Origin of the sequence: Enterobacter sp. BNK-18 (assembly GCF_047456135.1) — a bacterium.
GTDB classification, from domain to species: domain Bacteria; phylum Pseudomonadota; class Gammaproteobacteria; order Enterobacterales; family Enterobacteriaceae; genus Enterobacter; species Enterobacter ludwigii.
This window is the reverse complement of the sequence record NZ_CP179899.1, coordinates 1863422-1887883: the sequence shown is the minus strand read 5'-3', so window position 1 is coordinate 1887883 and position 24462 is coordinate 1863422. Positions and strand designations below refer to the sequence as shown.

At 56.1% G+C, this 24462-nt stretch carries 20 protein-coding genes; 11 read left to right on the top strand and 9 right to left on the bottom strand.

From position 1 onward, the window contains the following. Window positions 1-77: 77 nt before the first annotated feature. Together ACMGG3_RS09020 and dadX are read left to right on the top strand one after the other, a co-directional pair. Window positions 78-1376, top strand: a complete 1299-nt coding sequence (locus ACMGG3_RS09020) for a D-amino acid dehydrogenase (protein ID WP_020883441.1) — start codon at window positions 78-80, stop codon at window positions 1374-1376. Window positions 1377-1385: 9 nt separating this feature from the next. Next, window positions 1386-2456: a catabolic alanine racemase DadX gene (gene dadX, locus ACMGG3_RS09015; protein ID WP_040017760.1), complete on the top strand. Its 1071-nt coding sequence runs from the start codon at window positions 1386-1388 to the stop codon at window positions 2454-2456. A gap of 61 nt (window positions 2457-2517) precedes the next feature. Here dadX and ACMGG3_RS09010 read toward each other — a convergent pair whose 3' ends face one another. Beyond that, window positions 2518-4251, bottom strand: a complete 1734-nt coding sequence (locus tag ACMGG3_RS09010) for a potassium/proton antiporter (RefSeq protein WP_014170573.1) — start codon at window positions 4249-4251, stop codon at window positions 2518-2520. Window positions 4252-4347: 96 nt separating this feature from the next. After that, a complete protein-coding gene (ldcA, locus tag ACMGG3_RS09005; protein ID WP_414149803.1) occupies window positions 4348-5262 on the bottom strand; it encodes a muramoyltetrapeptide carboxypeptidase in 915 nt (304 codons plus the stop codon). Between the two features lie 107 nt (window positions 5263-5369). On the opposite strand from ldcA, the gene emtA reads away from it, so the two are divergent. Next, window positions 5370-5981, top strand: coding sequence for a membrane-bound lytic murein transglycosylase EmtA (gene emtA, locus ACMGG3_RS09000; protein ID WP_014170571.1), 612 nt, complete (start codon window positions 5370-5372; stop codon window positions 5979-5981). 37 nt (window positions 5982-6018) lie between these two features. Here emtA and ycgR read toward each other — a convergent pair whose 3' ends face one another. Beyond that, a complete protein-coding gene (gene ycgR / locus ACMGG3_RS08995; protein ID WP_020883443.1) occupies window positions 6019-6750 on the bottom strand; it encodes a flagellar brake protein YcgR in 732 nt (243 codons plus the stop codon). Between the two features lie 207 nt (window positions 6751-6957). Between ycgR and ACMGG3_RS08990 the strand changes: the two genes are divergently transcribed. Continuing rightward, the gene (locus ACMGG3_RS08990; protein WP_010432765.1) at window positions 6958-7212 is read left to right on the top strand and encodes a GlsB/YeaQ/YmgE family stress response membrane protein; all 255 of its coding nucleotides are present in this window, start codon (window positions 6958-6960) and stop codon (window positions 7210-7212) included. Window positions 7213-7323: 111 nt separating this feature from the next. After that, a complete protein-coding gene (locus ACMGG3_RS08985; RefSeq protein WP_414149802.1) occupies window positions 7324-9426 on the top strand; it encodes a TonB-dependent siderophore receptor in 2103 nt (700 codons plus the stop codon). A 72-nt stretch (window positions 9427-9498) separates the two neighbouring features. Here the strand turns inward: ACMGG3_RS08985 and ACMGG3_RS08980 are convergent, their stop codons facing one another. After that, complete coding sequence (locus ACMGG3_RS08980) at window positions 9499-11184, bottom strand: alpha,alpha-trehalase (RefSeq protein ID WP_050736973.1); 1686 nt, start codon at window positions 11182-11184, stop codon at window positions 9499-9501. Window positions 11185-11546: 362 nt separating this feature from the next. Then, on the bottom strand, window positions 11547-12503 hold the full coding sequence (locus tag ACMGG3_RS08975) for an AraC family transcriptional regulator (protein WP_044858527.1): 957 nt from the start codon (window positions 12501-12503) through the stop codon (window positions 11547-11549). 115 nt (window positions 12504-12618) lie between these two features. Here ACMGG3_RS08975 and ACMGG3_RS08970 point away from each other — a divergent pair, with 115 nt between their 5' ends. Then, on the top strand, window positions 12619-13806 hold the full coding sequence (locus ACMGG3_RS08970; protein WP_414149801.1) for an MFS transporter: 1188 nt from the start codon (window positions 12619-12621) through the stop codon (window positions 13804-13806). 70 nt (window positions 13807-13876) lie between these two features. On the opposite strand, the gene gap is transcribed toward ACMGG3_RS08970, so the two are convergent. Then, a complete protein-coding gene (gene gap, locus ACMGG3_RS08965; RefSeq protein ID WP_414149800.1) occupies window positions 13877-14887 on the bottom strand; it encodes a type I glyceraldehyde-3-phosphate dehydrogenase in 1011 nt (336 codons plus the stop codon). 78 nt (window positions 14888-14965) lie between these two features. Then, complete coding sequence (locus ACMGG3_RS08960) at window positions 14966-15946, bottom strand: GlxA family transcriptional regulator (protein WP_059305786.1); 981 nt, start codon at window positions 15944-15946, stop codon at window positions 14966-14968. Between the two features lie 165 nt (window positions 15947-16111). Between ACMGG3_RS08960 and ACMGG3_RS08955 the strand changes: the two genes are divergently transcribed. Beyond that, window positions 16112-17083 carry a fatty acid desaturase gene (locus ACMGG3_RS08955; protein ID WP_414149799.1) on the top strand — a complete coding sequence of 324 codons (972 nt, stop codon included), beginning with the start codon at window positions 16112-16114 and terminating at the stop codon, window positions 17081-17083. Beyond that, window positions 17076-17828: a phosphate/phosphite/phosphonate ABC transporter substrate-binding protein gene (locus ACMGG3_RS08950; protein WP_063215232.1), complete on the top strand. Its 753-nt coding sequence runs from the start codon at window positions 17076-17078 to the stop codon at window positions 17826-17828. The genes ACMGG3_RS08955 and ACMGG3_RS08950 overlap by 8 nt, the downstream gene beginning before the upstream one ends. Before the next feature lie 17 nt (window positions 17829-17845). Here the strand turns inward: ACMGG3_RS08950 and ACMGG3_RS08945 are convergent, their stop codons facing one another. Next, window positions 17846-18748, bottom strand: a complete 903-nt coding sequence (locus ACMGG3_RS08945) for a LysR family transcriptional regulator (protein ID WP_020883452.1) — start codon at window positions 18746-18748, stop codon at window positions 17846-17848. A gap of 23 nt (window positions 18749-18771) precedes the next feature. After that, window positions 18772-21060 (bottom strand): FdhF/YdeP family oxidoreductase, encoded by a 2289-nt coding sequence (locus ACMGG3_RS08940; protein WP_185791134.1) that lies wholly within the window; start codon window positions 21058-21060, stop codon window positions 18772-18774. Window positions 21061-22062: 1002 nt separating this feature from the next. Between ACMGG3_RS08940 and ACMGG3_RS08935 the strand changes: the two genes are divergently transcribed. From ACMGG3_RS08935 to tssK, 3 genes are read left to right on the top strand one after another with little or no spacing between them, the layout of a single operon-like run. Next, complete coding sequence (locus ACMGG3_RS08935; RefSeq protein ID WP_014170557.1) at window positions 22063-22557, top strand: hypothetical protein; 495 nt, start codon at window positions 22063-22065, stop codon at window positions 22555-22557. Between the two features lie 23 nt (window positions 22558-22580). Then, window positions 22581-23084 carry a type VI secretion system lipoprotein TssJ gene (gene tssJ, locus ACMGG3_RS08930; protein WP_014170556.1) on the top strand — a complete coding sequence of 168 codons (504 nt, stop codon included), beginning with the start codon at window positions 22581-22583 and terminating at the stop codon, window positions 23082-23084. 28 nt (window positions 23085-23112) lie between these two features. Next, a complete protein-coding gene (gene tssK, locus ACMGG3_RS08925) occupies window positions 23113-24456 on the top strand; it encodes a type VI secretion system baseplate subunit TssK (protein WP_020883454.1) in 1344 nt (447 codons plus the stop codon). Window positions 24457-24462: the final 6 nt, after the last annotated feature.

Here is a 24462-nt window from a genome sequence, read left to right as displayed (position 1 = left end):
GTATGTTGAATAATATTTTCAACTAGGTTATCAATCTGTAATTAGAAGATTGTTCTTTTGCACATTATGGAGTGGCTATGCGTGTTGTCATACTGGGAAGTGGTGTGGTTGGCGTAACCAGCGCCTGGTATTTAAGTCAGGCGGGGCATGACGTAACCGTTATCGATCGTGAGCCAGGCCCTGCGCTGGAAACCAGCGCGGCGAATGCCGGGCAAATCTCTCCGGGCTATGCGGCACCGTGGGCGGCTCCCGGCGTGCCACTGAAGGCGATTAAATGGATGTTCCAGCGCCATGCACCGCTGGCCATTAGCCTCGACGGCACGCAGTTCCAGCTTAAGTGGATGTGGCAGATGCTGCGCAACTGCGACACCCGCCATTACATGGAAAACAAAGGGCGTATGGTGCGTCTGGCGGAATATAGCCGTGACTGCCTGAAAACCTTGCGCGCCACCACCGGCATTGAGTACGAAGGCCGTCAGGGCGGTACGCTGCAGCTGTTCCGCACGGCGCAACAGTACGAAAACGCCACCCGCGATATCGCCGTGCTGGAAGATGCCGGTGTTCCGTATCAACTCCTCGAGGCCAGTCAGCTGGGACAGGTTGAACCGGCGCTGGCGGAGGTGTCCCACAAACTGACGGGCGGCCTGCGTTTACCCAACGATGAAACCGGCGACTGTCAGCTCTTTACCCAGCGTCTGGCGCAGATGTGCGAGCAGGCAGGGGTAACATTCCGCTTTAACACGCCCGTCGATAAATTGCTGTCGGAAGGCGGTAATATTTACGGCGTGAAGTGCGGCGAAGAGGTGATCAAAGCGGATGCCTACGTCATGGCCTTTGGCTCTTACTCCACCGCCATGCTGAAGGGCATTCTGGACATTCCGGTCTATCCGCTGAAGGGGTACTCCCTGACCATCCCGGTGAAAGAGGACAGCGGCGCCCCCGTCTCCACCATTCTGGATGAAACCTATAAAATCGCCATTACCCGCTTCGATAACCGTATCCGCGTAGGCGGCATGGCGGAGATTGTCGGCTTCAACACCGAGCTGCTGCAGCCGCGTCGTGAAACGCTGGAGATGGTCGTGGGCGATCTCTTCCCGCGCGGCGGTTTTGTCGAGCAGGCCACGTTCTGGACCGGTCTGCGTCCAATGACGCCAGACGGCACGCCGATTGTGGGCCGCACCCCGTTCAAAAACCTGTGGACGAATACCGGACACGGCACCCTCGGCTGGACAATGGCCTGTGGCTCAGGTCAGCTGTTGAGCGACTTGATTTCCGGGCGCACCCCGGCAATTCCGTTTGACGATTTAAGTGCCGCGCGCTATCAATCTGGGTTCACCCCCTCGCGTCCACAGCACCTGCACGGCGCGCATAACTAAGGAGTTGTCATGTCCCGTCCTGTTCTGGCTCAGCTGGACTTGCAGGCCCTGAAGGATAACCTGCAGATTGTTCGCCGTGCTGCGCCAGGTTCACGCGTCTGGTCGGTGGTGAAAGCGAACGCCTACGGCCACGGTATTGACCGCATCTGGAGCGCGCTCAGCGCGACCGACGGTTTTGCGTTACTGAATCTGGAAGAGGCCATTTTGCTGCGCGAGCGCGGCTGGAAAGGCCCTATCTTATTGCTGGAAGGGTTCTTCCATGCCGACGATCTGCCGTTGCTGGATAAGTACCGGCTGACCACCAGCATTCACAGCAACTGGCAGGTTAAAGCCCTGCAGGACGCCAGACTGCATGCCCCGCTCGACATTTATCTCAAGGTGAACAGCGGCATGAACCGCCTGGGCTTCCAGCCCGAGCGGGTACATACGGTATGGCAACAGCTGCGCGGCATCAGGAATGTGGGCGAAATGACGCTGATGGCGCACTTTGCCGACGCGGAAAAACCCGATGGCATCGCCGAGGCGATGGTGCGGATTGAGCAGGCGGCTGAAGGTCTGGCGTGTTCGCGCTCGCTCTCTAACTCGGCGGCCACGCTGTGGCACCCGGAGGCGCACTACAGCTGGGTACGTCCGGGGATCATTCTGTACGGCGCGTCACCGTCAGGGCAGTGGCAGGATATTGCTAACAGCGGCCTGAAACCGGTGATGACCCTGCGCAGCGAAATCATCGGCGTACAAACGCTGAAGGCCGGTTCCACGGTGGGCTACGGCAGCCGTTACCGGGCGACAGGCGAACAGCGAATTGGCATTGTGGCGGGAGGCTATGCCGACGGCTATCCGCGTATCGCTCCGACCGGCACGCCGGTGTGGGTGGATGGCGTGCGTACGGGTACCGTGGGGACGGTCTCAATGGATATGCTGGCGGTAGACCTCACGCCGTGCCCGCAGGCGGGGATTGGTTCACCGGTTGAGCTGTGGGGAAATGAAATTAAAATTGACGATGTGGCCGCTGCTGCAGGGACCGTTGGCTATGAGCTGATGTGCGCTCTGGCGCCGCGCGTACCGGTTGTGACGGTGTAACTCTGCGATGTGCCGGGGGGGCGATAACGCCTTCCCCGGCCAGTAAGACACGAAACCTAAACTACTCTGACTCTTCTTCCATCGGCCTTACGCCGACTTTGCGTACCGCGTTATCTTCTTTCTCGGCCACCGTCCAGATCATCCCGGCAAACTCGACCTGGTCACCGACAACGGGTGCTGCGCCAAGCAGTTGCTGGATAATTTCCCCCAGCGTTTGCTGCTTATCGCGATACTCCAGCCCTTCATCCAGACCGTAAATCAAGGCAACATCTGCAAATTTGGCGCTCGCTTCCAGAATAAAATCGCCGAAGAAACGCTGATCCAGCGCCACCGGTGGCGACTGGCTGAACAATTTACCCAGCGCGGGCAGGTCGCGCTCGCGGCCAATCACGCACAAAATATCCCCTTCACGCAGACGGGTGCTGCCGGTAGGGTGAAGCAGAACATTGTCGCGGAACAACGCGGCAATCCGCGTTTCGGCGGGCATATGCAGATCGCGCAGCGACGCGCCCACGCACCATTTGTCTTCGCTAAGCTGATACACAAACTGTTCCCACGGGTTTTCCGGATGAATATCCAGCCCGACGCGGGAGACGGGCCAGCCAACGGGGGGGATCACCACTTTTGCCTTTTTCGCCGCCCAGCCGAGTGACGTGCCCTGGAACAGGAGTGAAATCAAAACAACGAAGAATGCGACGTTGAAGAACAGTCGGGCATTATCCAGACCCGCCATCATCGGGAACACGGCAAGGATAATTGGCACCGCGCCGCGCAGACCCACCCAACTGATAAAGATACGCTCGCGCAGGTTAAAGCCGCGAAACGGCAGCAGGCCTGCAAACACCGACAGTGGACGGGCGAAGAAGATCATCCACGCCGACAGCATCAGCGCCGGCACGGCGATAGGCAGCAGGTCTGAAGGGGTAACCAGCAGGCCAAGCACCAGGAACATGCCAATCTGCGCCAGCCAGGCCAGTCCGTCGAAGTTCTGCAAAATGGCGTGACGGTTGCGAATAGGGCGATTACCCATCAGGAAGCCACAGAGGTAAACGGCAAGAATGCCGCTGCCATCCAGCGCGGTGGTGACGGCAAAAATCAGAATGCCGCCGCTCAGCGCCAGCAGAGGGTAAAGCCCGGCGGGAAGTGAAATCCGGTTGATCATCTGCTGCAGCAGATAGCCGCCGCCGAGGCCAAGAATAATCCCCAGACCAAACTGCTGCAGGATATGCCAGGCAAACATCCAGCTCAGCCCGCTTTCGTGCTGCTGGATCATCTCAATCAGCGTGATGGTGAGAAACACCGCCATGGGATCGTTACTGCCGGATTCAATCTCAAGCGTGGAGCCAACACGTTCGTTAAGCCCTTTACCGCCAAGCAGGGAAAAGACCGCCGCCGCATCGGTTGAACCGACAATAGCGCCAATCAGCAAGCCTTCCATGATATTGAGATGGAACAGCCAGGCGGCCATCATCCCGGTCAGGCCGGATGTGATTAATACGCCTACGGTCGCGAGCGACAGCGCCGGCCCTAAGGCGACGCGGAACGAGCTCGCCTGAGTGCGCATCCCGCCGTCCAGCAGGATCACTGCCAGCGCGAGGTTACTCACCATGTAGGCGAAAGGGTAGTTATCGAAAGGGATACCGCCGATGCCATCGATGCCAGCCAGCATGCCGATAGCAAGGAAAATAACGAGAATAGGTATGCCGAGACGCGATGAAAATGAACTTAATAATATACTACAGGTTACAAGCACAGAACCCAGAATGAAAAGGCTGATTATCGCTGCGGCATCCAATGTTGTCTTACTCCCACCTCAATGTTAACGCTGTTACTAAAACCCTAACATATTAACCACGGCAACAGCGTTTTATTAAGGGGTTTAACGGCTTTTTTATGCCTTCATGACCGGATGACCGCTTATTGTTAACCGACTGCCTGAATCATCATGTATCAGGGACGCATGTGCCCCCAGCGCAAGGGTTACGGTTTGTTGCTCATGGCCAAAATCCAGACCAGTGATAACCGGGATATCGAGACGGGAACGGATGAAATCTACCATCGTTTCAAGGGAGTAACCGGCGTCGTAATCATTGGGTGCCGCACCGCTAAAACTGCCCAGCACAATTGCTGACTGACGTTCAAGGATCCCGGCATGATAAAGCTGCAATAACATGCGCTCGACGCGGAACGGATGTTCGTTAATATCTTCCAGCACCAGAATGCCGTCTTCGATGTCCGGCAGCCACGGCGTACCGATGAGCGAGACCAGCATTGCCAGGTTACCGCCCCAGAGTTGGCCTTCACAGGCCCAGTGCGGTCCCTGGCCTTGCCACGTAATGCTGTAGGTTGGGTTTCGCAGTGCGCGCCAGAAATGCTCAAGGGTAAACGCATCGAGCGCCGGCGCACCAAAATTTCCAGCCAGCATCGGGCCGCTGAAGGTAATGACGTTATGCAGCGCCAGTAGCCCAAGCTGGATCACCGTGAAGTCGCTGTGGCCGCATATCAGCAGCGGGTTCTGCTGTTGACGCTGTGCCAGACCTTGCCAGTCAATGCTCTCCAGTAACCGGCTCGCGCCGTAGCCCCCCCGCACCGCAAGCACGATCCGATCCTCACCCTTCAGGTTCACCAGGCTGTTGATATCATTCAGTCTCTGGGCCTCGGTTCCGGCAAAACGCTGCTGGCGGCGAGGGATAATCGTCTGATTTTCTACCTGGTGGCCGAAGCCCAGTAAGCGCTGAACGCCCCGTTGTGCCGCGTCCTGATTGATGCAGTAGCCCGACGGTGCGATAAGATGAAACTGAGACATGGCAATTCCTTGCTGAATGAGAAACTAATTGTCTATATCATGCCGCTTATACGCTGCCCGCTTCAAGGGGCGGCGCACTGCGATGACCGGCTATAAGGATAGATGACGTGAAATTGAGATGGTTTGCTTTTTTGATTGTGTTGCTTGCGGGCTGTAGTTCCAGACATGACTATCAAAATCCGCCCTGGAACCCGGAAGTGCCGGTGAAACGGGCCATGCAGTGGATGCCGATCAGCGAGCAAGCCGGGAAGGCATGGGGCGTCAGTCCGCGTCTTATCACCGCGATCATTGCCGTTGAATCCGGCGGTAATCCCACGCTTGTCAGCAAATCAAACGCAGTGGGGCTGATGCAGCTTAAAGCGTCTACCGCAGGTAAAGAGGTCTACCGCTACATGGGCTGGAGCGGTCAGCCGTCGACCAGCGAGCTGAAGAACCCGGAGCGTAATATCTCCATGGGGACAGCCTATCTCAGCATTCTGGAGCATGGCGTACTGAAGGGCATCGACGACCCGGAAGTGATGCAATACGCGCTGGTGGTCTCTTACGTCAACGGGGCCGGGGCGCTGTTGCGAACCTTCTCCTCTGACCGTAAAGAGGCGATAGAAGAGATTAACGGCATGGACAAAGATGAATTCGTTGAACATGTGGCGAAAAATCATCCGGCACCACAGGCTCCGCGTTACATCTGGAAAGTACAGAAAGCGATGGATGCCATGTAATGCCGCAGGCGGGCGGCGGTCACGCTGCCCGTTTTCCTCACAGAACTTTATTCGCACGTTCCCGTGCTTCGCGCTCCAGTGCAAAGATAATGCGCTGCAGTTCGCGCTCTGAACCGGGTCCGACGTTCAGGAAGCGGAAACTCAAACGTGGCGTGGTAATCGTTTCGTTTTTGCTGTCCACCACCTTACGCTCGCTGATGGCAATCAACTGGGCATCAAAATAAAACCGTCCCCAGCCGGCCATATCCAGTTCAATTTGCGAGAATCGCATGCCTTCGACCAGTCCGTCAGGTTTCGGCGTATCCATCAGCGCGCCCATACCGCCCAGCGACAGGTCGAAGAGGCGGAAGCGGAGTTCTTTTTTGTCCGGCATTTTAGCCTTACAAAAATAGGCAGGGTGAAGGGGGGCGCTGATGCGGAAATATTCCCGGCGCTGCACAAACCACAGGTTGGCAGGCAGTGGTGTGACAAACGCGGGAAGACCCTGGTATTCGCTCATTTCGAGGCGCGGGAGCACAAATTCCACTTTTGCACCGTGGGTCTCTGCCATCACCGCGAGTTTCTCTGCTTTCAGTGCGGCGCGGTTTTCATACTCCTGACTGCCCAGATCGATAACCAGTCGCTCCTGCGAGACGTCGAGGATCTTGCTGATGAACTGATTGTTTGACCAGCTGATGCGCAGCGGCACTTCACCTTTTTGCAGGTCACGCAATACCCCTAATACAGCCAGCGGATTTTGCTTGAGGAACTGCTCACTGTAATTACTCACGCCGGATGGCTCCTTGATAGATGACAGACTGTCTTTGCGTTATCGGCACTGCACAATGAAACTTAATACAAACCGATGAGTTTTTTTTCAGATTGCAGAGAAGATAAGTCGGTGAGATGAAATTAGTTTTCCAGGGATGACCTATACTTAAGTTACCTGCGCAGAAGGTTTTCTGCGCATGCATTAAACCTGCAAGAGGGCATCGCTATGGGTATTATCGCCTGGATTATCTTTGGTCTAATTGCTGGCGCTATCGCTAAACTTATCATGCCGGGAAATGATGGCGGCGGCTTCATACTGACGTGTGTGCTCGGTGTCGTGGGGGCGGTTGTAGGCGGCTGGCTGGCGACGATGTTTGGCTTTGGTGGCAGCATCAGCGGTTTTGACCTGCACAGTTTCCTGGTGGCTGTCGTGGGTGCCATTGTGGTGCTGGGCATTTTCAGGTTACTGCGACGGGCATAACTTCACTAAAACGGCTCTCAAGGAGGGCCGTTTTTTTACGTGCATATTGATTTGCTAATCGAAATGATAATAATTGTCGTTCCTGATTACATTTAATCACAAGACGACTTTATGAACCCCTCTCGTTTCACGTTATGCGCGTTGGCAGGAGCCGTGACGCTGGCATTGCAGGTACAGGCGTTTGCCGAAGAATCAACCATCGTAGTCACGGGCTCAGAGCAGGGCAGCGTACTGCCCGACTGGACGAACAGCGCAACCAAATCAGCCGTTGCCGAGAGTAAAACCCCGCAGGTGATCAATACCCTGTCGGCACAGGAAATCGATAAACGTCACGCGAACTCCGTGAATGAGATCCTGCGCTATGCACCGGGTGTGTCGACCGAGGTGCGCGGAAACACCTCCTACATGAGCGAATATAAAATTCGCGGATTTACCGTCGATCAGGAGTTCTACAACGGGCTGCAGTTGCCCTATAACGTTACCGGCAATACCAAAGCCCGCATCGATCCGCTGTTGGTTGAAAGCGTTGATATCCTCAAAGGTCCCTCATCGGTACTGTACGGCGGTGCCTCGCCGGGTGGGCTGGTGAATATTCAGAGTAAAAAACCGCAACAAGCCGCCCGGACCGAACTGGGCTTTCACACCGGCAACCGTAACCTGAAAGAGGGGTATCTGGATTCGACCGGGCAAATTGCCGATAGCGACTGGAACTACCGTCTGCTGGGGAAAGCGACGGAGAGTGACGATCAGCCGCACACCTCCCGGTATGAAAACTACCTGGTTGCGCCGTCTGTCACCTGGCAACCGGACAACAAAACGCGCCTCACCCTTGATGCGCTGGCGCAAAACTCCCCAAGCCTGACGCCGTCTAACCCGCTGCCGCTCGCCTGGCTGCGTTCGAAATATGCGGGCAAGCGAGATTATGCCGGCGACGAATGGAGCGGGTTTAAACAGCGCCAGTGGATGCTGGGTTACAGCTTTGAACATGAATTTGACAGCGGCTGGGGCTTTAACCAGAAGGCACGCTATTTTGACATCGATACCCACCAGCGCAGTATTTATGCAACCGGGCCGGGCAGTGAAGTCAACCAGCTTAACCGCTTTGCCTACACCACGGATGAAGATCTCCGGAGCTTCAACATTGATAATCAGGTGACCAAAACCGTTGCGCTGGGTGAGTGGAAACACCATCTGCTGGCCGGGTTTGATTACCAAAAGCTGAATTCCCACTTCCACTACCGCTATGCCTCGACAACACCGGGGATTGATATGCGCAATCCGGACTATTCACAGGTCCATGAGGATGCGCTGGGGCTGTATACCGCGCAGAAAAACCGTCTGAGCTATCAGCAGAATGGGTATTACCTGCAGGATCAGGTGGAGTTTGGCGGCTTAAATCTGTTGGGCAGCCTGCGCTATGATGATTATCGCTCCGTCACCACCGATTATCTGCATAACGGCGACAAGGCGTGGGTATCGCAGGATCGCGTTACCAAACGACTGGGCGCGCTCTACGCCTTCGACAACGGTCTCTCTCCGTTTATCAGCTATTCAGAAGGGTTTGCCCCGGTCTCGCCGCAGGGAACCCTGACGGCGAAAGAAGTCAAGCCGACCACCAGCAAGCAGGTGGAGGGCGGGGTGAAATATCTGCTGGCAGAGTACGCCACCACCTTTACCGCCTCGGTGTTTAGTATTCGCCAGAAGAATGTCGTCACCTCCGATCCCGGTTTCCTGAACTATCGTCAGACCGGCGAAGTGGAGTCTAAAGGGGCGGAGTTGTCTGTGATTGGCCGTCCGACAGACAATCTGAACCTGATTGCCAACTACGCATACACTCACGCCATCAATACGCAGGACGATAAGTATCAGGGCAAACGCCCTACGCAGGTGCCGGAAAATGCATTCAACCTGTGGGGGGATTACACCTTTGAGAATACGCCACTGAAAGGATTGATGCTGGGGGCCGGGGCGCGCTACACCGGGCCGATGGAGATTTCACCGGCGAACGACGCGGGTAAACTCGGTGGCACCACGCAGTACGATCTGGCGGCATCCTATCGGATGGGCGAAATTCTGCCTTCGCTTGAAGGGCTGACCCTGAAAGCGAGCGCGCAGAACATCACCAATAAAGAGACGTTGACCTGTTACGATGCGACCAACTGCTGGATTGGACGTGACCGAACCTATCAGTTAGGCGCGAGCTACAGCTTCTGATGCCCTGTTAAACCCCGTAAGACGGCCCATTCACCCTCTCCTGGCGGGAGAGGGTGAGGGAATGCGGCCGCTTTATTGCGCCGTACTTTTCGCCGGTGCGACAGCATCGTTTGCCGCCGGCTGATTCTCCGGCACGCTGTCGCACGGTTTCTCTTTCGGACAGACCAGATCCAGCATTTTCAGCGTCACGCCGTTGCTCCAGCCGAAGCCATCCTGCAGCGGATATTCACCGCCACCGCCCCCTGTACCGGTACTCGAAACGTCATACTTCTCTACCAGCTTCTGTTCGCGGTCATAGGTATGCTGAACATTTTTCAGGAAGCGCCAGGTCACATCCATTGCCACCTTATCCTGTCCGTAATTCTGCAACCCTTCCGTCGCCACCCATTGCAGCGGTGCCCAGCCGTTAGGTGCATCCCACTGCTGGCCGCTGTTGATGGTGGTGGTGGAAATGCCGCCCGGTTTGAGCAGGCGTGACGATGCCGCTGCAGCGACCTTATCAGCGCGATCCTGCGAAGCCGCCTTCACATAGAGCGGATAAAGTGCGGCTGCCGTAAGCTGATTACGCACCTTTTTGCTCTTAAGATCGTAATCCGCGTACCAGCCCTCTTTATCATTCCACAGATGGCTCTCGATCGCTTTCTGACGCGCGGTCGCCAGCGCGTCATACTTGCTGGCAGCGGAGGTATCGCCGGATGCCTGGCTTGCCCTGGCCAGCAGTTTTTCCATCTTAAACATCAGGGCGTTAAGATCGACAGGCACAATGCTGGTGGTGCGGATCGTGCCCAGTTTTTGCGGATCGTCCATCCAGCGGGAGCTAAAGTCCCACCCCGAGGCGGCCGCTGAGCGTAAATCGCGGTAGATCTCCGTGGCCGGTCGGTTAGGATTGCTTTTAGCGGTGGTTATATCGTCGAGCCAGGATTCAGGACGCGGCGTATCGCGGTCATCCCAGTAGCGGTTGAGTACTGAGCCATCGTCCAGCTTCACTACACGTTTGTTGGCTTGTCCGGCCTGCAGCGTGTCGGCCCCCTCCATCCAGTAGGCGTACTCTTTCTCCATTTGCGGACGGTATTTTTTCAGCGCATCGCTGTCATGGGTCGCCAGTAACTCGACCATCAGCGCGAAGAACGGAGGCTGGGAGCGGCTCAGGTAGTAGCTGCGGTTGCCGTTCGGGATATGTCCCCAGCTGTCCAGCTCGTAAGCGAAGTTGTCCACCATATCGCTGATTTTGTCCCAGTGGCCACTCTCAGCCAGACCTAACATGGTGAAATAACTGTCCCAGTAGTAGACCTCGCGAAAACGTCCACCAGGTACGACATAGGGTTTAGGCAGCGGCAGAAGGGAATCCCACTTATTACTCGCTTTATCGGTGGTGCGGGTCAGCACGGGCCAGAGGTCATCAATGTGCGCGCGTAAACTTTGCCCGGCAGGCGGGACGTATTTTTCACCCTCCGCTGGCAGCGTAAAGTTCATTTCCACAAAGTGCTTCAGATCGAAGCCAGACTGGGTGCGCTGCATACGATAATCCGCCAGAATCATCAGCGGATCGCTTTTCGGCACGGCGTCAGCAAAGGTCTTTTGATCGGGAAACAGTTTGGCACTTTGCACATCATTAAAGAGAGGACCAAGTAAAATATCGGGGGAGCTTGTCTGGGTGGTAAGTTGTTCTTCCGCATAACCCCATGTTGTCACACCGAGTAACGCGCCGCCCAAAGCCAGGTGCAAAAGAGCAGGGCGTAGTGTACGAGGTCTTATCATCGGTTCATCTCCTGTATTCGCTGAGCAGCGTTGCCGCTGTTATCAATCACCTGAAAACCTTAGACGAATATTGGCCGCTTCGCGTGTCGAATATCCCATTTTGCGCATAACCAGACAATTTACCGTCTGGTTATGCGCCGGAAGGGATTGGGAGAATTTGCTATCTCGATGAAAGATAATTCTTTTTTATGATAAATAATTATATTGCTTTTAATTTAATCAATGGGCGCAAATCATGGCGCGATAATAATATGCGCGGAATGCTCTTTTATTCCGTAATAGCGCAAGGTGCTCCCTTAGCACGCCCCATAATTAAATCGCGAAAGGCGACTGGCAAAAAATACGCAGCGATAACGCCTGGCTCAGACCTCTTCCGGGGTCTGGTTGGTCTCGCGCAACGTGCCCGGCGCATGCCCAATAATGCGCTTAAATGCCCGACTGAACGCGGCCAGTGAACCGTACCCCAGACGCAACGCGACGGTTTCAATGGGCTGATTTTCGTGGCGGATGTACTGAATGGCCAGCCGCATCCTCAGTTCGCTGAGATATTTTGCCGGTGTGGTTCCCGTGGCCGCCAGAAAACGTTCAGCAAACACGGAGCGGGAAGTGCCCGCTTCTTTCGCCAGATCCGCCACGCTCCAGTTCAGGCCTGGCTGCTGATGCATGGCGTAAATGGCCCGGCTCAAACGCGGGTCGCGCAATACCTGCACCCAGCCGGTAGCTTTGCCGCAGCCTCCTTCAACCCAGCCACGCACGATCAACGCGGCCACCACGTCGGCAAGTCGCGCGAGGATCCCGGCGAATCCGGCCTGGCGGGTCATTGATTCCCGCTCCATCGCTGCCAGCAGCGGATGAATTTCCGGCCATGTGGACATCAGCCGGCTCACCATCATCACTTCCGGCATCGCCTTGATCAGCGGCTGCATCCCACCCAGTTCAAAATCCATGCATCCACTGAAGATGATGGTGTTCTCGCTTTCCGGACACGGCTCACAGGTGATCGCGCAGACCGAACCGCAGATAGGCTCGCTGGGGAATGCACTGACCGGGGTAATGCTGGCGTGCTCGTCAGAGAGCAGGGCATGGGCGTTGCCGTTCGGGATAAAAAGGGCGTCGCCGCCATTCAGCGTGAAGGTGGCGCCACTCTCCATACGCAACAGGGCGCTGCCGTGGCTGACAAAATGGAACTGGGCTTTGCCGGGCGCCTGGTGAAACGCCACGCCAAACGGCGCGCTGGCCTCAATCCGACGGTATTTCACGCCCGACAGGCGCATGCCGCGCAAAAGTTCGCTGATCAAATCGGGTGACTGAACGGTCATGACGCAACTCCGGACGAATAATCAATAAGTGGAGATTATATGTCATAGATCGTCCAGGGTGAACCCACTATGCTTTTGCGACAGTTGTCACATTTTTATAACGGGAGAACAACAGATGAATTCATGTGTCGTGGCGAGAGAGGCGGTCACGCCTGCAAAACCCGCCTGGCGAGCCGTCTACTCACTGGGGCTCGGCGTATTCGGCCTGATCACAGCAGAATTCCTGCCCGCCAGTTTGCTGACGCCGATGGCCGCGAGCCTGGGGGTGTCCGAGGGGATGGCCGGACAAGCGGTGACGGCCACTGCGCTGGTGGCGCTGGTCACCGGGTTGCTCATCACGCCGGCCACCAAAAATATCGACCGTCGCTGGGTATTGATGTTCTTCTCGGTGCTGCAGATCATCTCCAGCCTGCTGGTGGCTTTTGCGCCCACGCTGCACGTCCTGCTGATGGGCCGGCTGTTGCTGGGTGTGGCGATCGGGGGATTCTGGGCGATGTCGACCGCCACGGCGATGCGCCTGGTGCCCGCCGATAAAGTGCCGAAAGCGCTGGCGGTGATCTTCTCCAGCGTCTCGATTGCGACGGTGGTGGCGGCGCCGCTGGGAAGCTATCTGGGTAGCCTGATTGGCTGGCGTAACGTCTTTATTCTCTGCATTCTGCCGAGCATGCTGGCGCTGCTGTGGCAGCTCTGGGTACTGCCGTCCATGAAGCCAGAAAGCAGCGGCAGCCTGAGTACGCTGTTCCGCGTGCTGCGTCGTCCGGGGATGATTGGCGGCATGCTGGCGACCATTCTTATCTTCAGCGGCCACTTTGCCTTCTTTACCTACCTGCGTCCGTTCCTTGAAACGGTGGGGCAGGCGAGCGTGGAGAGCATCTCGCTGATCCTGCTGGGCTTTGGGATTGCCAACTTCATCGGCACCTCCGTCGCCGGGCATCTGCTGGCGCGTAACCTGCGCCTGACGCTGGCACTGGTACCGTTCGCGATGGGCGTGCTTGCTCTCACCATGGTGGCGTTTGGTCATCTGGCGATGCTGGACGGGTTACTGGTTGCGCTGTGGGGCTTTGCGTTTGGTCTGGTACCGGTGGGCTGGTCAACGTGGCTTGCCACCACCGTGCCGGATGAAGCCGAAAGTGCGGGTGGTCTGCTGGTGGCCTCTATCCAGCTGGCGATAAGCGCCGGTGCGGCAGTGGGCGGGGCGGTATTCGACCTCAACGGTGCCAGCGGCGTCTTCGCGGGCAGCGGTTTCCTGCTGGTGACGGCCATGGTAATTGTGTTTATGGCCGTGAAAGTCAAAGCAGAGTGACGAACGCGTGCCCGGTCAGCGAAAGGCTACCGGGCAGCGACACCCATTCAGAGTGGGAACGGGGGGAAGGTTACAACCCTTTCTTATCCATCAGCACCGCCAGATCCACCAGACGGTTTGAGAATCCCCATTCGTTGTCATACCACGCCAGGATCTTCACCATTTTGCCGCCAATCACGAGGGTGGAGAGCCCGTCGATAATTGACGAGCGCGGGTCGCCCTGATAATCACTGGAAACCAGCGGTTCATCGCTGTAACCCAGAATGCCTTTCAGGGGGCCACTGGCAGCGGCTTTCCGGAAGGCGTCATTCACCTCCTCGACGGTAACGTCACGGCTCAGGGTTACCGTCAAATCCACAATCGACACCACCGGAACCGGCACGCGCAGGGAATACCCGGTCAGTTTACCGTCAAGTGAGGGGATCACTTTCCCCAGCGCTTTCGCCGCACCGCTGGAGTAAGGCACAATCGACAGCGCTGCCGCACGTGCACCGCGCAGATCCTTCTCTGGCTGATCGTGCAGTGCCTGACTGTTGGTATAGGCGTGCGTGGTGTTCATCAGGCCATGTTCAATCCCGAACTGCTGATGCAAAACCTGAGCGGCGGGGGCCAGACCATTGGTCGTACAACTGCCATTACTCACTACGTAATGCTGAGCCGGATCGTACTGTTCATGGTTGACGCCCATGACCACCGTCAGGTCATCGTTTTTGCCGGGGGCGGAGATGATGACGCGCTTAGCCCCACCGTGCGTGATATGCACGGCTGCTTTTTCCCGCTCCGTAAAGAAGCCAGTGGCTTCAATAACCACGTCAACGCCGGCGTCACGCCACGCGATATTCGCCGGATCGCGTTCGCTAAAGACGACGACCCGCTGGCCATCGACCTGCAGTGCCCCGTCCGCGGCTTCAACGGGAGCCGGCAGCATGCCGAGAAGGGAATCATGTTTGAGCAGATGGGCGAGGGTTTTGCTGTCCGTCAGATCGTTAATTGCCACAATCTGCACATCCGGGTTACCCAGCGCCGCGCGCAGGAAATTACGTCCGATACGGCCGAAACCGTTAATGCCGACCTTAACCATAGTGCACTCCTTATCTCTGTTGTCTGGAGTCACTGTAGGCGTCAGGCCGGATGGCGTAAACGACAAAAAAGGATCACATTATGCCATTTTGCGACAGTGGAAGCGCTGACGATACTCGCCAGGCGTGAGGTGGAGTTGTTTCTCAAAGACGCGACGCAAATTGATGCTGCTGCCAAACCCGCTCTGCTCAGCAATGCGTTCGAGAGGGTAGCTGGTCTGTTCAAGCAGTTGCCGGGCGGCGGCAAGGCGTGCTTCGGTGACATAACGCGCCGGAGAGGCGCCCGTTTCACGGGTGAACACGCGGGTGAAATTGCGCGGGCTCATCGCCGCTTTTTGCGCCAGATTTTCCACGCACAGGTCAGCGGTCAGGTTCTCCAGGATCCAGGTTTGCAGGTCGCTTATCGGGCCGGAGGTGCCGGGCTGCTGAAGATTATAGCGACTGAACTGCAGCTGCCCGCCGGGGCGGCGCAGATACATCACCATATCCTGCGCCACCTCGCGAGCGAGGGTAAAACCGTAATCGTCTTCCACCAGCGCCAGGGTCAAATCAAACCCGGAGCTAACCCCACCGGAGGTCCAGATGGGACCGTCCTGAATATACAGCGGGCCACCTTCCACATGGATGGCCGGGTACTGGGTTTGCAGGGTCTCCAGCAGCCGCCAGTGGGTGGTCGCCCGGCGTCCATCAAGCAGGCCGGTCTGGGCCAGCAGCATCGCGCCGCCGCAAATGGAGGCTATCCGCCGCGCGTGTGGCGCAGCGAGATGCAGCCAGTCCACCACCGCCGTGCTCTCCTGCTCGTTCATTCCGCGGCCGGTGATAATAATCGTATCAAGCGGTTCACGCGGATCCAGCTCCGGCAGGCGATAATCCGCCAGCAGATTGAGGCCGGACTGGCCGTGGATCACCTGGTGAGGCTGGGTGGTGGCGATGATAATGCGGTAACAGGGATGGGCTAGGCCTTCCGGATGCAGCCGGTTCGCCTGCATCAGAATGTCTGCGATACCGGCGGCTTCAAACAGCATGCCGCCGTCAGGGACGATAATCAGGATCTTCTTCATGTCCTGAAAAGTACCTTTATTGCAAAATAAGTCAAGCTGCGAACGAGAGGGAGATCTCGCGCTGCCCGCGTTTCTGGCAAAGCAAAGCGATATAAGTTCTTTGTTATTTCAGGCGTTTTCCCCGATCGTCAGGGCATTCTCTCTGGCGAAACGGCGTCTGAAGGCATGGGTAAACGAAGCTCCCTCTATTTACATCAGCAACAACGCGATCAAATTCACCACCTCGCCTCGGGGTTTTTGTGGCGAAGCGAACTGCCCACGTGGATCGTCATCATCACCCTTTACAGTGGCTGGTTTGCCACGCTGGCGTACTGGAAAACGCTGGGATTGCTGCCCGCCACGCTGCTGCTCATCGGATTTACCGCCTGGTATATGTCACTCCAGCATGAACTGATCCACGGCCATCCCACGCGGTTTGCCTGGCTTAACGCGCTGTTTGGCACGCTTCCGCTGGCGGTGTGGTATCCGTATGGTCTGTACCGGGACTCTCATCTTGCCCATCACCGCCACGATAGCCTGACGATCCCGGTGGATGACCCGGAGTCGTACTATTTTACCGAGGAGAGCTGGGCACGCTTTTCGCCCTGGCACAAGCGCGTGATCCATGCACGAAATACCTTCTGCGGCCGGCTGTTGCTGGCACCGCTGCTGGATATCCTGCAGACGCTGGCCAGCGCCGTGACGGCGTTTCGCCATTTTCACCTGCGCGCAATGGCAATGTGGCTCGTCCACGCGCTGCTGCTGGCAGCGCTGTTTGCCTGGATGATGCACAACGGTTTCTCGCCCGTCTGGTTTGTGCTGGCGGTAAGTTATCCGGCGCTGGCGCTGACTAAAGTGCGCTCCTTTTATGAACATCGCGCGGCGGATGATCCGCTGGCGCGTTCTGTCATCAACGAAGCAGGGCTGTTCTGGCGGGTGCTGTTTTTAAATCTTAACTACCATTCAGTCCATCACGATTTACCGGGTGTTCCGTGGTATGGGCTAAAAAGCGTCTATCTGCAAAACCGGGCGGCGTACCAGAAGCGTAACCATGGTTTTGTGGTCAGGGGTTATAGTGAATGGATGCGACAGTTTTGGGGGCGGGCGGTCAACGTCACCGCTCACCCTGGGCGTCAACACGAGGGAAGTCATGAGTAACCCGCTGGCGTTTCCGATGTATGCCATCAATCGCGCCGACACCGATGCCCTCTGGCGAGCGGTACAGCACCTGCTTGCCGAACGCGGCGTGCCGGTGAGCGAGGGCGTACCCGATGATTCTCTGCTGGCCCACTGGCAGCAGCCCGGGCTTGTCCTCAGCCAGACCTGCGGCTACCCGCTGATGACGCAATTGCCGGACGTACAGGTCGTGGGCTGTTTTCACTACCAGGCGCCGGGCTGCGAAGCGTTTTATTACCGTAGCCTTCTGGTGACGCGCGCCCAGAAGCGCACCCGGACACTGGCTGATTTTCGCGGCCGATGGGCGGTATGCAATTCTGCGGATTCGCAGTCCGGTTATCACGCCCTGCGAAAAAAAGTGGCGCCACTTGCACCCGATGGCCATTATTTTGCCCGGACGACCTTTAGCGGCAGCCATCGCCAGTCGCTGATTGATCTAAAAGAGGGTAAGGGCGATATCGCCGCTATCGACTGCGTGACGTACGCGCTACTGCAGCGTCATGAACCGGCGTTGCTCGACGGGCTGGCGGCGATCGACAGTACTCCCCTGACACCCGGGTTACCGCTGATTACCGCGCACAACACATCCCCTGAAACGCTTAACGCTCTCCGTGATGCGCTGAACACGCTGGTGAATGCCCCGCAATACCGGGACGTTTGCAAGGCGGTGCTGATCGGCGGGTTCAGTGTGGTGACGCGTCAGTCTTATTCGGTATTGCTCGACTGACGCGTTATCACATGACCTCACTCAATGCCGTTGTTCTCCGCAAGATAAAGCGCCTGCGCGTCGGTGAAACAGCGCAGTGCCAGTGAGGAGACGGGAGCCTGTCGACGCATGATCAGGCCGATCGGGGCTTCGATGTTCGAGTCGGTTATGGGGGTTATCCGGAAGTGGCTGTTCAGGTTCTCCAGCCCGTTGTTCAGCGGCATCACGGCACAGCAGACGCCGCTTTGTACCGCCTGAATGATCTGGAAAGTGGAATCGCTTTCGAAGACAGACTCGGGATTAATGCCGGCAGATTTAAAGCTCACCTCCATATGCTCGCGATAATGCATCCCCTTGGTCAGAAACCCCAGCGGAAATGCCATCAGTTCCTGCCAGGTCAGCGTCTCCTGATCCAGCTGGAAATGGCGGATATCGTGCAGCAAACCCATTTCGGTTTTTGGCAGCTGGATAATGTCAAACGGACGGGTGTCGATGCTGTTCAGGTAGCAAATCCCCAGTTCAAGCTGATTCCGGCTGACGCCGTCGGCAATTTGTTGCGAGGACATTGAGTAGAGGCTGTAGGTCAGCTCCGGGTATTTTTGCGTCAGCTGGCGGATGAAGATCATCGGATCCACGCTGGCCAGCGGCACCATTCCCAGACGCAATTCACCCACCACTTGCCCTTTGCACAGCGAGGCTTCGGCCTGCAGGCCGTCGTGAGCGGCCAGTACCGCGCGCGCCCATGCCAGAATGCGTTCACCTTCGGGCGTAAAGCCTTCAAAACGTTGCCCGCGAGTAATCAGCACCAGCCCCAGCTCCTCTTCCAGGCTGCGAATACGCATGGAGAGGGTCGGCTGGGTGATGTTGCACTGCGAGGCTGCTTTACCAAAATGCCGGGTCTGATCGAGTGCGATTAAGTACTTTAACTGTTTTATATCCATCGTATTTCTCTGCGTTGAAAGCCTTACAGCATGCGGATCTCTTTCGAACGCAGGATGAGGCGGACCGGAACCGATTTATAAGACGGCGTACCGCTGTCCTTATCCAGATAATCAAGCGGAACCAGTACGTTGGCCTCCGGGTAGTAAGCTCCGACGGAACCCGGCGCAATGCTGTAGGCCACAACGGTAATGTCTTCCAGACGCTGAACGCTCCCCGGCAGGGCGGTTTCGATATCCACGCGATCGCCATGCTCCAGGCCTGACTGCGCCATATCGTCTTCATTCATAAACAGCACATCGCGACGGCCAAAGACGCCGCGGTAGCGGTCATCAAGGGCGTAAATGGTGGTGTTGTACTGGTCGTGGCTGCGCAGCGTGATCAGGCGCAGCACATTATCGCCTTCACCACTGGCGTTCTCATTGACGCCGTCGAAAACCGAAAACATCGCTTTGCCCGTCGCCGTTGGCCAGATACGTTCTGTGGGCGGCAGCGGCATGCGAAAACCACCGGGAATGCGGATCCGTTCATTGTAATTCTCGAAGCCCGGAATGGTCTGCTCAATCAGGTTGCGGATACGGTCATAATTCTCAACCAGCGTCATCCAGTCCACGCGGGTCTCCCGCAGGGTGGCTTGCGCCATTCCGGCGACAATGGCCGGCTCAGCGCGCAGGCGCGGAGAGGCGGGTTTCAGCTTGCCGGAAGAGGCATGCACCATCGACATCGAGTCTTCCACGGTAATGGACTGGCGTCCGGTGGCCTGGACATCCAGCTCGGTACGACCGAGGCACGGTAAAATAAAGGTCTCTTTCCCCACCAGCAAATGGGTGCGGTTGAGCTTGGTACCGATGTGCACGCTCAAATCCAGCGTATTCATTGCCGGAAAACCGTTCTCGTGATCGGGCATCGCCACCGCAAAATTTCCCCCCAGACAGATCAGCGCTTTTGCACGTCCGTCGATCATGGCCTGCGTTGCCTGCACCGCATCATGGCCGTGGTGGGCAGGGGGCTCAAAACCGAATACCTCCTTCAGGCGGTTGAGAAATGCCGGTGTCGGTTTCTCGCTTATACCCACGGTGCGGTTACCCTGAACGTTCGAGTGGCCGCGCAGAGGGCATATCCCCGCGCCGGGTTTGCCAATGTTACCGCGCAGCAGCAACAGATCAGCGATCAGGCGGACATTCGCGGTGCCTTTATTATGCTGGGTGATGCCCATCCCGTAGGTGATGATGGTGGCATTCGATTTTGCGTAGGCCTCGGCCACGGATTTGAGCGCTGCCCGGCTCAACCCGGACTCACGCTCAATGGCCTCCCAGTCGGTTTGCGCAATATCCGCAGTAAACGCCTCAACGCCCTGGGTGTGTTCAGCAATAAAGGCGCGATCGAGCACGTTTCCGCGTTCGTTCTCCATCTCCAGCAGGTGTTTTGCGATCCCTTTTAACGCAGCGGCATCGCCCCCGGCTTTCACCTGGAAATAGGTGGAGGCGATATCGGTAGAGCTGTAGGTTGCCATCTCAATAACGCTTTGCGGATCCGCGAAACGTTCCAGCGCGCGCTCGCGCAGGGGATTAAAAACGATAATCGGTACGTTGCGGCGAGCCAGCTCATGCAGCGTGCCCATCATCCGCGGATGGTTGGTCCCAGGGTTATGACCAATGGAGATAACCAGCTCCGTTTTATCGAAGTCATCAAGTGAGACGGTCCCTTTCCCGATACCAATGGAACGGGGTAAACCGACGCTGGTGGCTTCATGGCACATATTCGAGCAGTCGGGGAAGTTATTGGTACCGTACTCGCGGGCGAACAGCTGGAACAGATACGCTGCTTCGTTCGAGGCTCTGCCGGAGGTATAAAATTCGACCTGGTCAGGCTCAAGACCGCGCAGCACCTCACCGATACGCTGGAAAGCGTCGTCCCATTCCACTGGCTGGAAGGTATCACTTGCCCGGTCATAGCGTAGAGGATGGGTGAGACGACCGTAACCTTCCAGCTCAAAGTCAGATTTAGCCAGCAGCGAGGACACGCTGTTTTTGGCGAGAAAATCCGTGGTGACGCGTTTATTGGTGGCTTCCCAGGTGACGGCTTTCGCCCCGTTCTCACAGAACTGGAACGTGGATTTGTGTTCTTTATCGGGCCACGCACAGCCAGGGCAGTCAAAACCGTCAGGCTGGTTTGTGCGCAGCAGAGTTGCGGGGGCATCCAGCGTATCCATTTGGGTACGTACCGCAATGGCCGTCGCCTTTAACGCCCCCCAGCCACCGGCTGGGCCGTCATAGTGCCTGATACCGGGAACTGAGCGTCTTTTCTTATTCATACCAACTCCTGACTTGTGCGGTCATGACATCACCTGCGCCCATAAACCACCGGGTTTGCCAATAAGCGAAAACAATGATGGCGTCTGTTACCAGAGGCCAGAGCAAAGTTAAATGCATTGAATTGAATGGCTATATTTTACAGTGGTTTACAAGCTAATCGGCGTAAACATTTAAAGAAATTATAACGAAATTTTATCATTTTTATAATAAATCTTATCTATCACCTGTTCACTCTGCGCTATGGCGAAAGCGAAGCGATGATGAAGTCAGCGTTAAATTTCAGATGAAGGTGGCTGAAGGGCAGGGCGACGAAGACCCCTGCAGGCAGGAGGAATCGGTGCAAATTAATCGTCGCTTTAACCAGGAATATGTAGCTGTGCTTAATTGTTAATAGCGGAAAATTACCAGATTAAATCCGAAAGGGAGATTAAAAGACAAACTTATTTTGAGGTGTAAAATTAACTTTTCTCAGTTTCCCTGAAACAATTTCATATATTGAGACAGGTCTGGCTGAAATTGAAAGTTATCTCGATAATGCAACAAATAATTCATATTGGATATATTTTCTTCGCCCCGCATAAAGCCAGATTCTACTAATTATGGTAGTAGCAGTAATAGGGTTATTGCGTTAATGAAAGTGATTCTCTTTTGTGGAATTTCATTTTAAATCAGATGGATATGTGATTTTGGCTTGAGGGGAATAGACGATTTTAGCTAAATCGTATTTTTTTCTCAGATTAATCCTATAATGTCTCGAGTGCTTCATTAACCATCAGTTATGAAGCGGTAAATATTGAATTGGTGGCAAGCTCATGTAAACTTGCTTACCGTTTGTCAAAATATGTCAGGAAGACGCTGGGCCTTATTCTGAAGGGCTCGTGCGGTAGCTATGCCCTTAAATAGTAACGCCCCGAAAATATACTGACTATTTTAACAATAGCACCTAAGTCAAACTTCATCCCCTTTATCTCCATCATCGAAATATCGCTACGGAAAAGCATATGAAAATGCGCGTACTGTTTTCACTTCTGTTTGTAATGGCGGTGGCGGGCTGTAAAGCGCCGCAGAAACCTGTGATCAACGACGACACGATCGTGACCAGCCAGGTCAATGGCGTCACGTTAACTCACCGTCATGCTGTTTTACCTCCAGCAGAGTTTACTCAGCTCAATGAGCCGTATCGTGCCATGTATCCGGCCTCGCTGATGAGCCGTCCTGACTTCGGCGGAAAGGTTATCCGTACCCTGGAAACCGGTAAAACGTATGTGGTCCTGGGTCAGGTTGAGCACTACTGGATGGCGCTTGCCGATGAGGGAAATGATCAACTGATTGGCTACGTCCCGATGCGTGCAGTGATCAAAGCCGATCAGTACGAAGCGACCGTCCGTAAGCAGGCCCAGCGTGCGAAAGTGCGTAAGAAGGCAACCTGTGTTGATGTGGACGGTAACAGCAAAGCCTGCAAAGACAGCGCTAACGGTACCTGGATCCTGAACTAAACCGCGTCCCTGAGCGTATTTTTATGAATAATAAAAATTTTCATTGGTTGTGGTCCGTCTTTTACGCGGCGATTTTCGCCCTTGTCAGTGGTTGTACGTCGTCTTCACACAGCGACCCTTCCCGCTACAATCTGCAGTTTCAGGCTCATCCACAAATCAATGAATCTGCGCCGCTAAAAGTCAGAGTGCTGTTGCTGAAATCCGATGCGGATTTCATGTCCAGCGACTTCTATTCCCTGCAGAACAACGCGTCAGCCACGCTTGGCGCGAATCTGCTGAACAGCGATGTTTTCTTCCTGATGCCGGGTCAGCTCTCGAAAACCCTGAGTGGACAGAGCTCTCCCGACGCCCGCTACATTGGTGTGATGGCGGAATATCAGATGCTGGATGGCAAAAAATGGCGCGTTTCACTCCCTCTGCCTGTGCCAGGCGAAAACCATATCTACCAGTTCTGGAAATGGTCAGCGGATGAACTCCAGGCCAACGTTTTTCTCGACGTGAATGGCATCCGGGTCATCAGCCAGTAACGTGCTTCATAACAGGAATTACATCATCATGACGAAAGCAGAAAAGGTCGTCTGGACCGAAGGCATGTTCCTGCGCCCACACCATTTTCAGCGGACTGAAAGCTATCTGCTCAACCACGTTCGTGAATGGGGTGCGCTGCAGCGTTCATACCTTTGGGGCTTTCTCGACGTTGAGCTGGACGAAGCGATGCTGCGCCAGGGATGCATTGCCCTGAGCTACTGCAGTGGACTGCTGCCTGACGGAACCTTTTTCCAGGTGCGCAACGGCCGCAATGGTCCGGTGCCGCTGAAAATCCCTGACAATCTCACCAATGAAAAGGTGGTGCTCGCACTGCCGGTTCGCCGTGGAGAGAGAGAAGAGGTGATCTTCAGTGAAGAGCCGGCCTCGCTGGCGCGCTTCATCGCCTTTGAGCAAGAGGTGGAAGACGACAACGCCATGTCGGTAGGCGATGCCACCGTACAGTTTGGCCGCCTGCGTCTGACCCTGATGCTGGAAAAAGATGTAACGGCAGAGTGGACCGCTATCGGTGTGGCGTTTGTGACCGAGAAACGCAACGATAACCACGTGCGTCTCGATAGCAGCTACATTCCGCCGATGCTGAATGCCAATAACAGCCCGCAGATCTACAGCATGATTAACGATCTGCACGGCTTACTGGTGCAGCGCAGCCAGCAAATTGGCGGTCGTCTGCGCCAGCCTGGCCGCTTTAATACCTCGGAACTGATTGAATTCACGCTGCTCTCACTGGTGAACCGCCATCTGGGAGAGGTTTCGCATTTAAAAACGCTTCCGCTGCTGCATCCGGAAACGCTCTGGCGCAGCTGGCTGCCGTTTGCGACCGAGCTCGCCACCTGGGCGTCTCAGCGTACCGCTGAAAGCGTGCTGCCAATTTACGATCACGACGACCTCGCGGGTTGCTTCAGCAAACTGATGATGCTGCTGCGTCAGGGGCTGTCTCTGGTGATGGAAGACCATGCCATTCAGCTGCCGCTTAACGAGCGTTCCCACGGTCTGAACATCGCGACCGTGCCGGAAACCAGCATGGTGCGTGAGTTCGGTTTCGTGCTGGCGGTCAAAGCCAACGTGCCGGGCGAACACCTGCAAACCCATTTCCCTGCCCAGATGAAAGTGGCGCCAGTCTCGAAAATTCGCGATCTGGTTCAGCTGCAACTGCCTGGCATTATGCTGCGCGCCATGCCGGTCGCACCGCCGCAGATCCCCTGGCATGCAGGCTACAGCTACTTCGAACTGGAGAAGGGGAGCGAGCTGTGGCACGAGATGGATAAGTCCGGCGCTTTCGCCCTGCATCTCGCAGGCGAGTTCCCGGGACTTGATATGGAGTTTTGGGCCATCCGTAGCCCGACTGAATAATAAAGC

Excerpts from the sequence above, each read along its gene's own strand:
- ACMGG3_RS09020 (WP_020883441.1), top strand. The coding sequence starts at position 78 with ATGCGTGTTGTCATACTGGGAAGTGGTGTGGTTGGCGTAACCAGCGCC.
- ACMGG3_RS08990 (WP_010432765.1), top strand. The coding sequence starts at position 6,958 with ATGGGTATTATCGCCTGGATTATCTTTGGTCTAATTGCTGGCGCTATC.
- ACMGG3_RS08950 (WP_063215232.1), top strand. The coding sequence starts at position 17,076 with ATGAGTAACCCGCTGGCGTTTCCGATGTATGCCATCAATCGCGCCGAC.
- ACMGG3_RS08980 (WP_050736973.1), bottom strand. The coding sequence starts at position 11,184 with ATGATAAGACCTCGTACACTACGCCCTGCTCTTTTGCACCTGGCTTTG.
- tssK (WP_020883454.1), top strand. The coding sequence starts at position 23,113 with ATGACGAAAGCAGAAAAGGTCGTCTGGACCGAAGGCATGTTCCTGCGC.
- ACMGG3_RS08960 (WP_059305786.1), bottom strand. The coding sequence starts at position 15,946 with ATGAAGAAGATCCTGATTATCGTCCCTGACGGCGGCATGCTGTTTGAA.
- ACMGG3_RS08945 (WP_020883452.1), bottom strand. The coding sequence starts at position 18,748 with ATGGATATAAAACAGTTAAAGTACTTAATCGCACTCGATCAGACCCGG.
- ACMGG3_RS08970 (WP_414149801.1), top strand. The coding sequence starts at position 12,619 with ATGAATTCATGTGTCGTGGCGAGAGAGGCGGTCACGCCTGCAAAACCC.
- ldcA (WP_414149803.1), bottom strand. The coding sequence starts at position 5,262 with ATGTCTCAGTTTCATCTTATCGCACCGTCGGGCTACTGCATCAATCAG.
- tssJ (WP_014170556.1), top strand. The coding sequence starts at position 22,581 with ATGAATAATAAAAATTTTCATTGGTTGTGGTCCGTCTTTTACGCGGCG.
- gap (WP_414149800.1), bottom strand. The coding sequence starts at position 14,887 with ATGGTTAAGGTCGGCATTAACGGTTTCGGCCGTATCGGACGTAATTTC.
- ACMGG3_RS08975 (WP_044858527.1), bottom strand. The coding sequence starts at position 12,503 with ATGACCGTTCAGTCACCCGATTTGATCAGCGAACTTTTGCGCGGCATG.
- ACMGG3_RS08940 (WP_185791134.1), bottom strand. The coding sequence starts at position 21,060 with ATGAATAAGAAAAGACGCTCAGTTCCCGGTATCAGGCACTATGACGGC.
- ACMGG3_RS08955 (WP_414149799.1), top strand. The coding sequence starts at position 16,112 with ATGGGTAAACGAAGCTCCCTCTATTTACATCAGCAACAACGCGATCAA.
- dadX (WP_040017760.1), top strand. The coding sequence starts at position 1,386 with ATGTCCCGTCCTGTTCTGGCTCAGCTGGACTTGCAGGCCCTGAAGGAT.
- ACMGG3_RS08935 (WP_014170557.1), top strand. The coding sequence starts at position 22,063 with ATGAAAATGCGCGTACTGTTTTCACTTCTGTTTGTAATGGCGGTGGCG.
- ACMGG3_RS08985 (WP_414149802.1), top strand. The coding sequence starts at position 7,324 with ATGAACCCCTCTCGTTTCACGTTATGCGCGTTGGCAGGAGCCGTGACG.